The sequence below is a fragment of the Kitasatospora sp. MBT66 genome, from assembly GCF_000710405.2.
GTDB classification, from domain to species: domain Bacteria; phylum Actinomycetota; class Actinomycetes; order Streptomycetales; family Streptomycetaceae; genus Kitasatospora; species Kitasatospora purpeofusca.
The window spans coordinates 344783-359065 of sequence record NZ_JAIY01000016.1 but is presented as its reverse complement, the minus strand read 5'-3'; the positions used below and the strand labels follow the sequence as shown (position 1 = coordinate 359065).

13 protein-coding genes, 1 tRNA gene and 1 pseudogene are annotated in these 14283 nt (G+C 73.0%); 10 read left to right on the top strand and 5 right to left on the bottom strand.

What is annotated here, in order from left to right; all coding sequences use genetic code 11:
- The 3 genes and pseudogenes from BI06_RS37505 to BI06_RS37495 all read left to right on the top strand — a co-directional run.
- Window positions 1-1049 (top strand): annotated as a pseudogene (locus tag BI06_RS37505) (hypothetical protein); the annotation flags it as partial.
- Between the two features lie 95 nt (window positions 1050-1144).
- The gene (locus BI06_RS37500; protein WP_043475791.1) at window positions 1145-1684 is read left to right on the top strand and encodes a hypothetical protein; all 540 of its coding nucleotides are present in this window, start codon (window positions 1145-1147) and stop codon (window positions 1682-1684) included.
- 245 nt (window positions 1685-1929) lie between these two features.
- A complete protein-coding gene (locus BI06_RS37495) occupies window positions 1930-4629 on the top strand; it encodes an MXAN_6230/SCO0854 family RING domain-containing protein (protein ID WP_051742736.1) in 2700 nt (899 codons plus the stop codon).
- Between the two features lie 29 nt (window positions 4630-4658).
- On the opposite strand, the gene BI06_RS49915 is transcribed toward BI06_RS37495, so the two are convergent.
- The gene (locus BI06_RS49915) at window positions 4659-4985 is read right to left on the bottom strand and encodes a hypothetical protein (protein WP_043475788.1); all 327 of its coding nucleotides are present in this window, start codon (window positions 4983-4985) and stop codon (window positions 4659-4661) included.
- 188 nt (window positions 4986-5173) lie between these two features.
- On the opposite strand from BI06_RS49915, the gene BI06_RS37485 reads away from it, so the two are divergent.
- The 3 genes from BI06_RS37485 (at window position 5174) to BI06_RS37475 (ending at window position 6766) form a co-directional block, all read left to right on the top strand.
- A complete protein-coding gene (locus tag BI06_RS37485; protein ID WP_043475785.1) occupies window positions 5174-6025 on the top strand; it encodes a helix-turn-helix transcriptional regulator in 852 nt (283 codons plus the stop codon).
- A gap of 13 nt (window positions 6026-6038) precedes the next feature.
- Window positions 6039-6236 (top strand): DUF397 domain-containing protein, encoded by a 198-nt coding sequence (locus BI06_RS37480; RefSeq protein ID WP_043475782.1) that lies wholly within the window; start codon window positions 6039-6041, stop codon window positions 6234-6236.
- A 74-nt stretch (window positions 6237-6310) separates the two neighbouring features.
- Window positions 6311-6766 (top strand): carboxymuconolactone decarboxylase family protein, encoded by a 456-nt coding sequence (locus BI06_RS37475; protein WP_043475779.1) that lies wholly within the window; start codon window positions 6311-6313, stop codon window positions 6764-6766.
- Window positions 6767-6870: 104 nt separating this feature from the next.
- On the opposite strand, the gene BI06_RS37470 is transcribed toward BI06_RS37475, so the two are convergent.
- A complete protein-coding gene (locus tag BI06_RS37470; protein ID WP_051742735.1) occupies window positions 6871-7749 on the bottom strand; it encodes a hypothetical protein in 879 nt (292 codons plus the stop codon).
- Between the two features lie 208 nt (window positions 7750-7957).
- Window positions 7958-8293 carry a helix-turn-helix transcriptional regulator gene (locus tag BI06_RS37465; protein WP_030393055.1) on the bottom strand — a complete coding sequence of 112 codons (336 nt, stop codon included), beginning with the start codon at window positions 8291-8293 and terminating at the stop codon, window positions 7958-7960.
- A gap of 361 nt (window positions 8294-8654) precedes the next feature.
- Here BI06_RS37465 and BI06_RS37460 point away from each other — a divergent pair, with 361 nt between their 5' ends.
- The gene (locus tag BI06_RS37460; protein ID WP_030393054.1) at window positions 8655-9074 is read left to right on the top strand and encodes a GNAT family N-acetyltransferase; all 420 of its coding nucleotides are present in this window, start codon (window positions 8655-8657) and stop codon (window positions 9072-9074) included.
- Between the two features lie 49 nt (window positions 9075-9123).
- Here BI06_RS37460 and BI06_RS37455 read toward each other — a convergent pair whose 3' ends face one another.
- Window positions 9124-10665, bottom strand: coding sequence for an FAD-binding protein (locus tag BI06_RS37455; RefSeq protein WP_043475776.1), 1542 nt, complete (start codon window positions 10663-10665; stop codon window positions 9124-9126).
- A gap of 401 nt (window positions 10666-11066) precedes the next feature.
- Here BI06_RS37455 and BI06_RS37450 point away from each other — a divergent pair.
- The 3 genes from BI06_RS37450 (at window position 11067) to pgm (ending at window position 13453) form a co-directional block, all read left to right on the top strand.
- Window positions 11067-11146, top strand: a tRNA-Tyr gene (locus BI06_RS37450).
- 87 nt (window positions 11147-11233) lie between these two features.
- The gene (locus BI06_RS37445; protein ID WP_030393052.1) at window positions 11234-11533 is read left to right on the top strand and encodes a YciI family protein; all 300 of its coding nucleotides are present in this window, start codon (window positions 11234-11236) and stop codon (window positions 11531-11533) included.
- A 267-nt stretch (window positions 11534-11800) separates the two neighbouring features.
- Complete coding sequence (gene pgm, locus BI06_RS37440) at window positions 11801-13453, top strand: phosphoglucomutase (alpha-D-glucose-1,6-bisphosphate-dependent) (RefSeq protein WP_030393051.1); 1653 nt, start codon at window positions 11801-11803, stop codon at window positions 13451-13453.
- A 111-nt stretch (window positions 13454-13564) separates the two neighbouring features.
- On the opposite strand, the gene BI06_RS37435 is transcribed toward pgm, so the two are convergent.
- Window positions 13565-14283 (bottom strand): PASTA domain-containing protein (locus BI06_RS37435; protein ID WP_149030604.1); only part of this gene is annotated, 719 nt, incomplete at its 5' end.

Below are 14283 nucleotides of genomic sequence, written 5' to 3'. Positions count from 1 at the left end.
CCCGCCCGCGACCGGCGCCCCGGCCCGGCGGAGCCGCTCCCGCCCACACGGCAGTCGACCGGCCAGGCACCCTGCCGGTCCTGGACGCGGCGCTGCTCGCCTCCGGCTCCCTGCTGGTGGCCTGCGGCCAGGCGGGCGCCCGGCTGCTCGCCCCCGACGGCCGCACCCGGGCCCACTGGGACACCCCCACCGACCGCCTGGTGCTCGCCGACCACGGCGGCGGCGCGCTGCTGGTGACCGACCACGGCCCCGACCTGCTCGGGCTCGCCCACCTCGACCTCGCCACCCGCACCGTCCGGCCCTGGACCACCCTGCGGGCCCGGCACCTGGCCCCCTCCTACGACGGCCACCGGCTGATCGCCGCGGCGGACGGCGGCATCGTCGTCCTCGACACCACGGCTCCGCGCCCCGTCGCCGTCTGGCGCGAACTCGGCGGCGAGGAAAGGCTGCTGGGCGGCATCACCCGCACTGCGGGCGGCTGCGCGGCACTCGTCCGCAGCCCGTCGACCGCCCGCTCGCCGCTCACCGAGGTGTGGCGCTGGGACCTGCCCGGCTGGGAGCTGCGGGCGAGGCAACGGGTGGACGACGCCCTGACGGACCTGCTGTCCCGCACGGACCCGGCGGACGCCCCCGACCCGGTCGTGCTCGCCGCCGGCAGCCTGCTGACCGTCGAGCCGCTGCCCGCCGGACTGCTGGACGCCGACGGTGGCATCGCCTCCGAGGACCGGACCGTGCTGCGCTGGACCTCCGGCCTCCCGGAGGCCGAACTGACCGTGGACGGACGGGCGGTGCTCGGCCCGGCCGCCGACGGGGACCACTGGGTGCTCACCGTGCCGACCCCCGACGGCACCGGCCTGCACGGCTACGCCGGGACCGGCCCGTGCTCCGCGCCCGGGCTCACCGTCCTGGTGCCGAACGCGTCCGGCGACCGGATCGGCGTGCGCCGCCACGCCGGCGCCGTCACCTACTGGCACCGCTCGGGCCGTGTCCTAGCCACCTCCGCCGACGGCACCACCCTGCTCGTCAACCTCAGGGTCACCGTCCGCTGACCGGACATCGGGCAGCCCCGGATTCCGCTTTTCCTCGACGCGCCACCCTGCGAACATGCGACGCTACTCACTGCGTCCGTCCGAGGAGGAATCCTGTGTCATCGCCCTGTGACCCCGCCAATGCGCCCGTCGGTGATGTGAGCACCGCGCTCATGGTGATCGACTCCCGCCTCAGGGCCATCTACGACGGCCGCACCGGCACCGACCCCGAACAGCAGCGGATGGTCGACCAGTTCGCCGCCTCCCTGGGCCCCGCGGAGGCCGACGCCCTGCTGGAGGGCGTGTGCACGCTCATCTACATGTACATGGACTGGCTGCGGGCGGTCTGCGAACGGCACGACAAGGAGGTGGTCGAGCACGTGGTGCCCACCCTGGTGGCCACCATGCGGATGATGCCCAACACCTTCCGCCCCGAGGTCATCCCCACCATGGCCGGCCTCCTGATCGCCGCCGGCACCGGCCTGAGCCCCAACCTGTGGCGCGCCCAGTACGGCGACTGGACCGGCGCCGAGATGAACCCCCTGGAGGCCACCTCCGTCCTCCTCGCCGAGCACATCAACCGGATCGTCGGCGACGACCAGGACTTCGCCACCCGCCTGATCGCCGACGCCCTGGCGGTCACCGACGACCACTGACCGCCCGTCGGGCCTGTCCGCCCGCCCCGGCCCCCGTGCCGGCCCCGGCCTCCGGTCGGCGGGTTCCGGTGGCGTGGAAGCGCAGCGGAATTAATCGGTGGCGCCCCGCGGAAGGGCTCCGCTACGTTTGTTCTGCGGGCGGCTCCGCGGCGTGCTTCCTTCTCCCTTCTCCTCGGACCCTGTAGCGCGCCCCCTCTCCGCCCGCTTCTTCAACCTCTCTGCCTCGTTCGTGGGGGTCCTTCCGCATGCCCCGAGCCATCACGGCTCCCTTCGACAGCGATGTCGACCTCGATCTCGGTTCCTTCCTCCTCCGCCGGCGCGGCGCCGTCTGTGTGGCCCCCGGCGACCTCCTCCCCGACGCCGACCCGTGGAGCACCCGCGGTCTGGTGGCGCTGGACGCCGATCTGGTGCGGCGCGGGTATCTGCTCACCAGTGAACTCCGTTCGGCGCTGGCCAGGTTGTCGCCCTCCCGGCTGGCCGAGGCCGGTGACGGGCTGCTCGCCCGGATCGACCACCTGCTCGGTGCGGACCGGGAACACGTGCCGCTGTTCCGCCGCTTCCCCGACGCCGTGCCCGACCACGCGCAGCTGTTCTTCACCCGGCAGATCCGGGCGTTCCTGCTCAACCAGCCCCGGCAGCCGTGCGCCCACTGCGGCCGCCGCGGCGCCGAGGCCGGGATCGGCGCGCTCGCGCCGTGCGCGCACCTGCTCTGCGCGGGCTGCTTCGACGGGCTGAGGGCGGACGGGCGCGGCGAGCGCTGCCCGACCTGCGGGACGCCGCTGGGTGCCGGCACCTACCTGCCCGAGGACAACCGGATCGGCCGGAAGGCCGCCGAGGAGTTCGGCGGCGAACGGGCCCTCCGGCCGCTGCGACTGATCACGGCCGACCAGGTCACCGCCGCGATGGGCGAGTTCGACCGGCTGCTCGCCCGCCGCACCCCGCTCTCCCCGCAGGACCGCGACGACCTGACCGCGCTGCTCGCCCACGCACCGCAGGACCTGCCGCGGCGGCTGCCCGCGCAGATCCCGGTCCGGGAGACCAAGGCCGCCGTCCTCGCCGCCCTGCTGCGCCGCGGCGGCGTGGACGCGCTGCCGATCCTCGCCGAACGCGTCGACACCGCGACCGATGTGCTCCGGCTGCTCTGGGCCTGGTCCGGCGCCGAGCCCGACCTGCTGCCCGCGACCGCCCGCCGGCTGCGGCTGAAGGGCCTGCCCCGGCCGGTGCGCCGGGGCCTGCTCGACATCCTGGAGGGTCTGGACCCGACGGCACTCGTCGAGGACCTGCGCCGCCACCGGTCGGCCTGGCTGCGCGCGGGCGAACTGCTGCACCCGTACGAGCACCGGCGGCGCCTCCCCAACGTCACCACGGCGTTCGTGGTGCTGCGGGAGACGGACCTGCGCACCCACGAGGTGGGGCGGGAACACGCCGAACCGCCGGCCGGGCCGCTGCGTGTGGTGAGCACCGGCGAGCACACCCGGCTGGGGTTCACCGGATTCGCCGGGCGGGTCGAGACCCTGCTCGCCGCCGGGGACACCGGGGCTGCCCTGCGGGTGCTGGCCGCACGGCCGGGCGAGCTGGTCCGCAGGCTGCACCACGTCCTGCGGGTGCACGCCACGGTCGCCCCCGGGACGCCGCTGTCCGCCTCCGCGCTGGACACCGTCGCCGCCGCGCTGACCCGGGTCGCCCCCGGGCCGCTGCTCGGCGCGTACGGCGCGCTGCGCGGCACCCGGACGGAAGGGGAGCGGCGGCTGTACTTCCCGCGCGGCACGGTCTCGCTGGCCCACGCCCGGGAGGACCGCGGCACCGTGGTGCCCGCCGAACTCGCGCTCCCGGTCGTGGAGTCGATCGAGGCCGAGCTGCTGCGCCGGAGCGGCGCCGACGGCGAGCGCTACGAGCTGGCACTGCTCGACGAGGGGCTGGGCGAACTGGTCGCGCCGTTCGCCGAGCGCGCCGCCGCCAAGACCCTGGTGTGCGTCCCGCGCGGCAGCCGCCAGCGGCTGCCTGAAGGGGAGCGGCTGCGGCTGTTCCTGCACTGGATGCAACCGGAGGAGCTGCGGGTCGACCTGGACCTGTCGGTGGCGCTCTACGACGACCAGTGGCGGTTCACCGGCCTGTGCGACTACACCAACCTGGTGCACGGCGACCGGGCCGCGGTGCACTCGGGCGACTACGTGTCCGCGCCGCCGCCGAACGGGGCGACGGAGTTCGTCGACCTGGACCTCGCGCGGCTGGTCGCGGGCGGCTCGCGGTACGCGGTGATGATCGTCTTCAGCTACAACGACGTCTCCTTCGAGCAACTGACCGACGCCTTCAGCGGGTTCATGGACCTGGGCGATGCGGCGGCCGCGGGGAGTTCGCACTTCCACCCCAGGGCCGTCCGGCAGCGCCTGGACCTGGTCGGCGACGCCAAGGTGTGCGTGCCGATGATCGTCGACCTGGCCGACCGCCGCTACACCTGGACCGACCTCAACACCGGTGCGGACGGCGGCTTCCACAGCGTCTACCGGCACCAGGCCGAGGTGGGCGCCCTCAGCCGCGACGTGCTGGCGCACTTCTCCCCGGAGAACCGGGCCACCCTCTGGGACCTCGCGGTCGCGCGGGCGGCCGCGTGTACGGACGAGGTGGTCGTGCGGGGGCTCGACGGCGGACTGCGGTGGTGGCGGCGCGGGGCGGGGGAGAGTGTCGGTGCCTTCGCGGCGCGCCTGGTCGCGCTCCGCGACGAGGACCGGGGTTCCAGTCCTGATCTTCCCCAACTCCTCTCCGGACGGCGAGCGTTCGTCGCACTCGTGGACGGCGACGTCCTTGTGCCGGAGAAGCTGTCGGGAACGCTGTACCGCCTCTGCCCGGGCCCCGTCGACGCCGCACCGGAGAGCCTGGAGCGTCTGACGGCGGGCGATCTGGTCGCGGGTCTGGCGCCTCGCCCGTCCGGGGTCGCCGCGCGGTGACCCCGGACGGGTGCTACGGCTGTTCCGGTTCAAGCGGCTTCGGCCCGGTCGAGTGCGGCGGCGCCGGGTCGCGAGAGCCAGACGAGTCTGGCGGAGAGGCCCGGCAACCCCGCGAACAGGCACAGGGCCCGCTCGGGCGAGGCCAGCGTCATCCGCGTATGCCCGTCGACGACGAGGAGATGCGCCCTTCCGTCGCCGTCGGCGAACCCCCAGGCGGCGACCCACCCGTCGGCGTCCCGGCCGCCGGCGTCGTACACCTGGACCACGGCGAACTGCCGGGGCGCGGTGTCGAGCACGAGCCCGCACAGCTCTTGGTCGAACGAGGGGAGGGAGTTTTGCGAGGGCACAGCGGGCATGGAAGTCTCCTGCCTGTGAGGGAGTTGAATGCCGAGCCGCCACCACCAGCGGCAGTTCACAGTCCTGATCCATCGTCAAAAGTAGCCAGTCGGTAGTATGTAGTCCACCGCCTTGAAGGAATCCATGGCGCTGTCACTCCAAAGGGTGAGAGGGCTCGGCCGTGGCGAGCGAGGGAAGGGAGCGGCGGATGCCGCCCAGCAAGGTCCCGCCGAGCATTCGGCAGCGGCGACTCGGTGCGGAGTTGCGCCGATTGCGGGAGCAGGCGGGTCTGTCGGTCACGAGGGCCGGGGAACTGCACGGAACCCAGCAGTCCCGCATCAGCAACATCGAATCCGGGGGATACCCGGTCAGCGCGGACCGGGTTCGGGCGCTGGCCCGGCTCTACGGCTGTGCGGACGACGCTCTGATCGAGGCGCTCACCGGCATGACCGGCGGTCGCACGCGCGGATGGTGGGAGGAGTACCGCGAGATCCTTCCGGCCGGGGCGCTCGACCTGGCGGAACTCGAACACCACGCGAAGTCGATGCGGATCACCTCGGTGGTTCACATTCCGGGTCTACTTCAAACCGCCGAGCACGCTCGCGCGCTCTTCCGTGATGTGGTCCCACCGCTGTCCCCACCCGAGGTGGAGCACCTGGTTTCGCATCGCATCAAACGGCAGGCGGTCCTCTTCGGTGCGAGCCCGACCCCGTTGGTGGCCGTCGTCCACGAGACAGCCCTGCGCATGGAATTCGGCGGCCAGGAGGTTGCTCGCGGTCAGCTGGAGTACCTGCTGGCCGCGAGCGAGCACCCCCACATCGACCTGAGGGTGATCCCGTTCGGCACCGGGAGCTTCCCGAGCTCCGGCGCGGCGATTGTGTACTTCGGCGCCGAGGTTGCGCGCTTGGACAGCGTTCAGGTCGATGGGGACAGATTCGAGTTCATTGACACCGAGCCGCAGCTGATCAAGTATCGAGCTGTGCTGGATCGCTTGGAAGCGAGTGCGCTCAAGCCTGGCGCTTCCCGCGACCTCATCCGCCGTGTGGCCCAGAGCATTTGAGACGGGAAGAACCATGACCGAGTACAACTGGCAGAAGTCCTCCTTCAGTGGCGACACCGCCAACTGCCTCTACCTTGCGGCTGCGCCCGACGGTGCCGTAAAGCTCCGGGAGAGCGACGAGCCCGACACCGTCCTCACCACCACGCCGGGCCGTCTGCAGGCGCTCCTGCTGGGCGTCAAGGCGGGGGAGTTCGACCACCTCGCGTTGTAGCTGTCACATTCCTCCGTCGGCGCGCGTCAGTGCAGTGACGAGCAGAACGCGAACGGACGGAAAGAGGGCAGGTCATGACCGACGCGCGGATGGCGAACCCGGCTGTGGTGATTCCGGAGGCGATGCCGGCGATCCTCGGGGTCGTGAAGGCGGCGAAGAAGGGCGGCGTGCCGGAGAGCGTGCTGGAGCTGGTGCACCTTCGGGCGAGCCAGATCAACGGCTGCAGCTACTGCGTGGTGGGCGGCGTCGCGAGTGCGAAGAAGAACGGGGAGAGCGACGAGCGGCTGCACGCGGTGGCGGCGTGGCGGGAAGCGCCGTTCTTCACGGAGGCCGAGCGGGCCGCGCTGGAGCTGTCGGAGCACGTGACGCGGCTCGCGGACCGGGCCGTGGTGCCGGACGAGGTGTGGAACGCGGCGGCGGAGCACTTCGACGAGAAGCAACTGGCCTCGATGGTGCTGTGGATCAGCCTGACCAACTTCTTCAACCGGATCAACGCCACCACCCGCCAGCCCGCCGGCGACACCTGGTAGCGGGGGAGGGGCCGGACGGTGCTTCCGCCGTCCGGCCCCCGGCCGTTCGTCGTCAACGGGCGCGACTGTCCCCGGGTCCGGCCGTCACCGGGCCCGGGGGCGGGTCAGGAGAGGGCGAGCTCCGTGACGCCGTTCGCCTCGACCGCCCACTGGGCGCCGAGGGCGCCTTCCTTGACGTAGGCGTCGCCGTTGGCCTTGACGATGCCGATGCGGGTGCCGGACAGGGCGAGTTGGACGATGTTGTCGCCCTCGACGGTCCACGCGGCCGAGAGCGGACCTTCCTTGACCAGGGCCGAGCCGTCGCCCCTCAACACGCCGATGCGGTCGCGGGACAGCTCCAGTTGGACGGTGTTGTCGGCCTCGACCGTCCACGCGGAGGCGAGGCCGCCTTCCTTGACCAGCGCCGAGCCGTCGCTCTTGACGATGCCGATGCGGGTACCGGACAGGGCGAGCTGCTTGACGCTGTCGCCCTCAAGGGTCCACGCGGCCCAGAGCGGACCTTCCTTGACCAGCGCCGAGCCGTCGCCCTTGACGATGCCGATGCGGTCAGCGGAGAGCTGGAGCTCCTTGACGCTGTCGCCCTCGACGGTCCAGGCGGAGGTGAGGGCACCTTCCTTGACGTAGGCGTCGCCATTGGCCTTGATGATGCCGATGCGGTCGCCGGACAGGGCGAGCTGCTTGACGTCGTATCCCTCGACGGTCCACTGGGCGCCGAGGGTGCCCTCCTTCACGAGTGCCGACCCGTCGCCCTTGAGAATGCCGATGCGGTTGCCCGCGACCACTATCTGCTTCACGCTGTCGCCCTCGACGGTCCACGGGGCGTAGAGGGGGCCTTCCTTGACCAGGGCCGAACCGTCTGCCTTGATCACGGCGATACGGTTGCCGCCGTCGCCGGAGACGGTGCCGGGCACCGCATTGGCAGTGGTTGCGAGGGTTGTAGCGGTGAGCACCGCGAGCGCGGCGGTTGTCAACGACTTCTTCACGGGGACCTCCACACGGAAGCACGGGAAAGAGGACGACGCCGGGCATGCCGTGCCCGCGCGGGGGCGCCCGGTGCCGAGCAACAGGAGATCACCGGAACCCGGAGCACAGTGCGGCGCACCACGAGCGCACGGGCGCACTTGTTCGCGTGGGGACACATTCGTCGCCGCCGCCTCTATGGGCGACGGCGTCACCCGGACCCGTTCGGGGTCACTCCGCCGGGGCGCGCCGCTCGTCGTCGTGGGCGCCGGAGAGGACGGCGTCGAGGAGGCCGGGGTAGCGGGCGTCGAGGTCCTCGCGGCGCAGCCGGAGGAGGTTCTCCCGGCCGGACGGCAACTGGTGGATGACGCCGCTGTCGCGCAGCACCCGCCAGTGGTGGGTCATCGTCGACTTCGCGGTGATGCCGATCGCGGTGAGCACGCTCCCGCAGTTGTGCGCGCCGCCGCCGTTCAGGACCCGGACGGCGGAGAGGCGGACGGGGTTGCCGAGGGCGGTCAGGACGTGTTCGATCCGGATCTGCTCGCGGTCGGGGTGGCGGTAGCTCATGGCCCCACCGTAACGCGGGGTGTGCACCGGGCGACCCGCACCGTCGTCCCAAGTGGACGCGGGGAAAGCCGGGTTGCGAGGATGCGGGGTTACGGTGCCGCGGCCCCGGTCGGCGCACCGGTCCGGCCGGGCCGGAGGGGCCGTACGGGCCGGCCGGCGGCGGCCGCCCCCGGTGCCAGAAGGAGGGCGGCCAGGGCGCGCCGGAGCGGGGTGGGGCCGAGCTTGGTGCGGAGGCTGTGGCGAGGGCTCATACCGTGAACGACCGGCCGGAGCGCCCGTGCGGTTGCGCCGACGCCGCCTCCTTGCCCGATGGGGAACCCGCGCAGCGGGACCGGGGCGGCCGACACGTATGCTGTAATACATGAATAACGATAATGACCCTTACGAGCTGCGGGCCGGCGTGCCCGACGTGGCGACCTTCCGGCGGCTGCGGACGGCGTCCGGGATGAGCGACCGCCCGGCCGCGGCGGTGGCCGCCGGGCTGCCGAACACCTGGTTCGGGGTGACCGTCGAGTACGGGGGCGCGCCGGTCGGGATGGGGCGGATCATCGGGGACGGCGGTGTGATCTATCAGATCGTCGATGTCTGCGTGCTCCCCGAGCACCAGGGGCGCGGGCTGGGCAAGCGGATCATGGCGCGGCTCACCGCCGAGCTGGAGCAGCGCGCCGAGAAGGGTGCCTACGTCTCGCTGATCGCCGACGGGGAGGCGCACCAGCTGTACGCCCAGTACGGGTTCGTGGGGACGGCTCCGGCCTCGGTGGGGATGCACCGCCTGGTGTGAGCCGGTGCGGCGCGACCCGATGCGGCGCGCGCCGCATCGGGTCGCGGTGTCAGGAGTGGATGCCCTGGCCCGGGGTGAGGATCCCGGCCGGGTCGAAGCGGTGCTTGGCCGCCACCACGCGCCCCCACCGGGTGCCGTAGTGGCGGCGCCAGTCGGCGTGGGTGACGTCCGGGATCGCGCCGATCAGGTACCGCTTGCCGCCCAGCTGCACCGCCCGGTCGTACAGCCGGCGGTTGCGCCGCAGCGCGGCGGCGTGGTCGGCGCCCGGGAACGGGAACGACAGCAGGTCGAAGTGGAAGCCGACCAGCTCGTCCGGCATCACCGTCATCGGGCGGGTGAACACATCGGTCCGGAACGGGTAGAAGAGCAGCAGGCCGGCGCCCAGGTCCTCCGGCGTGAGCAGCGCGGTGGCCTCCCGCATGAACGTCTCGGTGGCCGAGGCGGGCAGGAACAGGCTCATCCAGGGCTTGGGCTGCGACCAGAGCCCGGCCCCCTTCAGGAACCCGGCGAAGGCGTCCACCCGGTACGCGTACTCGCGCGCCGTCTGGTCGGTGAAGGTCGTGTCGGCCGCGACGCAGCGCAGGCCGCGCACCAGCTTCGCCCGGTCCGGCGCGGCGGAGCCGTCGTAGTGGACGACGCCCTCCACCTTGTAGCGCCAGCCGGTCCCGGCCGCGTTGCGCGACACGTCGCCGACCTGGAGGTCGAACCGCCGCTCCAGCATCAGCTTCTTCTGGTCCGCGAGGTACGCGCCCAGGTCGTCGTAGAACAGGTTGAGGACGAGCGCCCGCTCCCGGGCCCGCACCAGGCGCAGGGTGGCGCGGACGATGAGCCCGGCCTGCCCGCCGCCGCCGAGCACGGCCTCGAACAGTTCGCGGTTGGCGCTCGCCGAGGCGGTCACCAGCTCGCCGGTGCCGGTGACGACGTCCACCGACTCGACCGTGTCCACCTGGAAGCCGTAGCGCTGCACACCGCCGCCGATGCCGCCGACGCTCAGCGTGCCGCCCACCGACAGGTGCAGGTAGTCCGTCAGACAGGGCGGCATCCAGCCCTGCGCGAGCGCGGTGTCCGTCAGCTGCGCCCAGGTGACGCCCGCCTCCACGACGGCGCGGCCGGGGGTGATCCGGATGATCTTGTTCAGGCCGCGGGAGTCGATCGCCACGCCGCCGCGCACCCCGGCCTGGCCGTAGCTGGAGTGCGACTCCAGCTCCGCCGCGTCGCCGGTGCCGCTCTGGCCGTTCATCGCGACCGGGATGCGGTGGCGGCGGGCGAAGGCGACCAGGGTGGCGACATCGCGTACGGAGCCCGGCCGCAGTACGGCGCGCGGGGCGGCGGTCACCAGGTGCCCGAAGTCCCCGCCGAACCGGGCCAGGGTGGCGGTGTCGGCGACCAGGGTGCCGTCCAGCCGCGGCAGTCGCACGAGTGCGTCGGCGGTGGCGGCCTCGGAAGCGGCGTCGGCGGCGGCCTCGGCGCCGGGGGCGGCGTCCGGGGCGGGGGCCTCCACCGCCCAGGAGCGGCCCACCGTGTTCCATCCGACGACGGTGGCCGCCGCACCGGCGATCACGCTGCGGCGGGGCAGAGCTGACTTGCTCATTTCAGATTTCTCCGATCAATCGTCATATGAGCAGTGTTGTATCGCAGTCCGGACGTCCACGGGCACCCGCCGGGAGCGGACCGCTTCGGTGACGGTCGGTCCGGCGGTGCGATCCGTCCGGAGTACGGAGAGTGGTCTACACCACATCAGGGGTCGGGGGTAGTGATCCGGACACCCGCCGGGCCCGCCCGTCACGCCCCCGACCAGGGCGAACGAGCGTCAGGAGCGGTTCGGGCGTGGGCGACCGGTGGCCGGAAACCCGGTTGTCCGGCACCGGTGTCCCGGGGGAGAGTGGAGCTGTCGGGATCAAGGAACCACAGGGAACCGCAAGGAACCACAACCTGAGGAACCGCAGCCTGAGGGACCGCAAGGAACCGCAAGCAACGGAACCCGACGACCGAGGGCGAGCTGGGCCTGGGAGAGCCCAAGGGCCTGTAAAGCCCCCGCTTCGGCTGTGATGGTTCGAATCCATCCTCGCCCACCCTCGGACCGCGGCGGCCCTGTGCCGCGTCCTGCCCGCCGGATCCGTCCGATCCGGCGGGCAGGCCCTCCGGATAGGCTCGGCCGCATGTTTGTCCTGGAACTGACGTACACCGTGCCGCTCGACCGGATCGACGCCCGTCTGCCCGACCATGTGGACTGGCTGAACCGCCACTACGCGGACGGGACCTTCCTGGCCTCCGGGCGCAAGGTGCCGCGCGACGGTGGCATCATCCTCGCCGCGGGCGAGGACCGGGCGGCGATCGAGGCGCTCGTCGGCACCGACCCGTTCTCCGTCGAGGGCCTGGCGACGTACCGCGTCACGGAGTTCCTGGCGACCGTCGTCGCCCCCGTCCTGGAGTCCCACCGGCAGCAGCTCCCCGGCTGAGGTCCCTTCGGCCCGCGGGTGAACCGTCCGCGGGGTGTCGTTCCGTCCGCGAGGCGTCGAACCGTCCACGAGGACGTCGTTCCGTCCGCGAGGCGTCCTCCGGGTGACGGCGCGGCGCCGGCGCGGTGTCGGCGGGGAAACGGCGGGGCGCCGCCCCGCCCCGGTTCGGCGACCGGTCGTGCACTGGCTACGATCGGTGAGCACGGGGCAAGGAAGCGCCGGGCCGCGGGCCGGGCGCACGGCGAGACATTCCAGTGGGAGAAGACGATGGCACACGCACGGGCCGGTCAGCCGGCGCAGCCGGGCGACCTGGTGGACGTGGCGAGGCTGGTGACGGCCTACTACACCCTGCACCCGGATCCGGAGGAGCCGGGCCAGCGGGTCGCGTTCGGCACCTCGGGCCACCGCGGCTCCTCCCTGGACGCGGCCTTCAACGAGGACCACATCGCCGCCACCACCCAGGCGATCTGCGAGTACCGGGCCGTCGAGGGCATCACCGGGCCGCTGTACCTCGGCGCCGACACCCACGCGCTGTCCGAGCCGGCCAGTGCCACCGCCGTCGAGGTGCTGGCGGCCAACGGCGTGACCGTCCTGCTGGACAGCGCCGACGGCTACACCCCGACCCCCGCCGTCTCGCACGCGATCCTCGCCCACAACCGCCGCAGCCCGCGGTCGCTCGCGGACGGCATCGTCGTCACCCCGTCCCACAACCCGCCCCGCGACGGCGGCTTCAAGTACAACCCGCCGAGCGGCGGCCCGGCCGGCTCGCTGGCCACCGGCTGGATCCAGGACCGCGCCAACGCCCTGATCCGCGAGGGCATGCGCGGCGTCAAGCGGGTCCCGTACGCGCGCGCCCTGGCCGCGGCGACCACCGGCCGCCACGACTACCTCACCTCCTACACCGAGGACCTCGTCTCCGTCCTCGACCTGGACGCGATCCGCGCGGCCGGCCTGCGGATCGGCGCCGACCCGCTGGGCGGTGCCTCCGTCGCCTACTGGGGCCGGATCGCCGAGACCCACCGCCTCGACCTGACCGTGGTCAACCCGGTCACCGACCCGACCTGGCGCTTCATGACGCTGGACTGGGACGGCAAGATCCGGATGGACTGCTCCTCGCCCGCCGCGATGGCCTCGCTGATCGCCCGCCGCGACGAGTACGCCATCGCCACGGGCAACGACGCCGACGCCGACCGGCACGGCATCGTCACCCCCGACGGCGGCCTGATGAACCCCAACCACTACCTCGCGGTCGCCGTCGACTACCTCTACCGCCACCGCGCCGACTGGCCGGCCGACGCCGCCGTGGGCAAGACCCTGGTGTCCTCCTCGATGCTGGACCGGGTCGCCGCCGACCTCCAGCGCGGGCTGGTCGAGGTCCCGGTGGGCTTCAAGTGGTTCGTCGAGGGCCTGCTGGAGGGCTCGATCGCCTTCGGCGGCGAGGAGTCGGCCGGCGCGTCGTTCCTGCGCCGCGACGGCGGGGTGTGGACGACGGACAAGGACGGCATCCTGCTCGCCCTGCTGGCCGCCGAGATCACCGCCGTCACCGACCGCACCCCCAGCCAGTACTACCGCGACCTGACGGACCGCTTCGGCGCCCCCGCCTACGCCCGGGTGGACGCCCCGGCGGACCGCGACCAGAAGGCGCTGCTCTCCCGGCTGTCGGCCGAGCAGGTCAAGGCCGGCGACCTCGCGGGCGAGCCGGTCACCGCCGTGCTCACCGAGGCCCCGGGCAACGGCGCGGCCATCGGCGGCATCAAGGTGTGCACCGAGAACGCCTGGTTCGCCGCCCGCCCGTCCGGCACCGAGGACGTGTACAAGATCTACGCGGAGTCCTTCCAGGGGCCCGAGCACCTCGCCCGGGTCCAGGAGGAAGCGCGGGAGCTGGTCAACGAGGTGCTCGCGGGGTCGGCCTCGGCCTGACGGACCGGCGTCCGGTACCGAGTCGAGCCGAGCCGACGTGCCGCGGCCCGGTGGGGTGCACCCACCGGGCCGCGGCACGTCGCCGTATGCGGGCCCGGGGTGGGCCGTGGCTCAGCGAATGATGGGTCTGATCGCGAACCAGAGCGTGACCGGTGCGTCCAGGGCGACCACCGTGCCGGCGGGAGGGTCGGTGCGGAGCGCCTGGTTCAGGGGCTTGGTGCCGTCCTGTTCGCTGAAGACGGTGACCTTGGTGAAGTGGAGGTCCCGGAGCAGCTTCTCGGCGTCGGCGCGGGTGAGGCCCGCGACGGCGGGGACCGGCGCCCGCCCGTCCGAGACCCGCAGGACGACGGTCGCCCCCGCCGGGACCTCGGTGCCGGCAGCCGGGTCGGTGGCGAGGACCTGGAGCGCGGGCAGCCGGCCGGCGGTGACGGTGGCGGCGGTCGAGCGCAGGCCGAGGTCCTTGAGCTCTGCCTCGGCGGTGGCCTCGTCGAGCCCGGCCAGGGACGGGAGCACGACCGTTCGGGGGGTGGGCGAACGGGTGGGCGGGGTGCTGGGCGGGGTGCTGGGCGAGGTGGACCGGGGCGGGACGGGGGGCGAGGGCTTCACCTTCCCGCCCCCGTTCCCGCCGCCGCTCCCGCTCCCGGGACGCCCGCTCACCGATGTGGGTGAGAACGCCGAGGTGACCTGGGCCGGGACCGGCTGCGCGGAGATGGCGCCCGCGCCCGGTCCCGCCGTGGAGGTGCCGCCGTCCCGGCCGCGGCCGAGCACCACGAAGACCGCCACCAGCACCGCGACGACCGCCACCAGCACGGCGATCACCAGGGGTCCGC

Excerpts from the sequence above, each read along its gene's own strand:
- BI06_RS37495 (WP_051742736.1), top strand. The coding sequence starts at position 1,930 with ATGCCCCGAGCCATCACGGCTCCCTTCGACAGCGATGTCGACCTCGAT.
- BI06_RS49915 (WP_043475788.1), bottom strand. The coding sequence starts at position 4,985 with ATGCCCGCTGTGCCCTCGCAAAACTCCCTCCCCTCGTTCGACCAAGAG.
- BI06_RS37485 (WP_043475785.1), top strand. The coding sequence starts at position 5,174 with ATGCCGCCCAGCAAGGTCCCGCCGAGCATTCGGCAGCGGCGACTCGGT.
- BI06_RS37480 (WP_043475782.1), top strand. The coding sequence starts at position 6,039 with ATGACCGAGTACAACTGGCAGAAGTCCTCCTTCAGTGGCGACACCGCC.
- BI06_RS37475 (WP_043475779.1), top strand. The coding sequence starts at position 6,311 with ATGACCGACGCGCGGATGGCGAACCCGGCTGTGGTGATTCCGGAGGCG.
- BI06_RS37465 (WP_030393055.1), bottom strand. The coding sequence starts at position 8,293 with ATGAGCTACCGCCACCCCGACCGCGAGCAGATCCGGATCGAACACGTC.
- BI06_RS37460 (WP_030393054.1), top strand. The coding sequence starts at position 8,655 with ATGAATAACGATAATGACCCTTACGAGCTGCGGGCCGGCGTGCCCGAC.
- BI06_RS37455 (WP_043475776.1), bottom strand. The coding sequence starts at position 10,665 with ATGAGCAAGTCAGCTCTGCCCCGCCGCAGCGTGATCGCCGGTGCGGCG.
- BI06_RS37445 (WP_030393052.1), top strand. The coding sequence starts at position 11,234 with ATGTTTGTCCTGGAACTGACGTACACCGTGCCGCTCGACCGGATCGAC.
- pgm (WP_030393051.1), top strand. The coding sequence starts at position 11,801 with ATGGCACACGCACGGGCCGGTCAGCCGGCGCAGCCGGGCGACCTGGTG.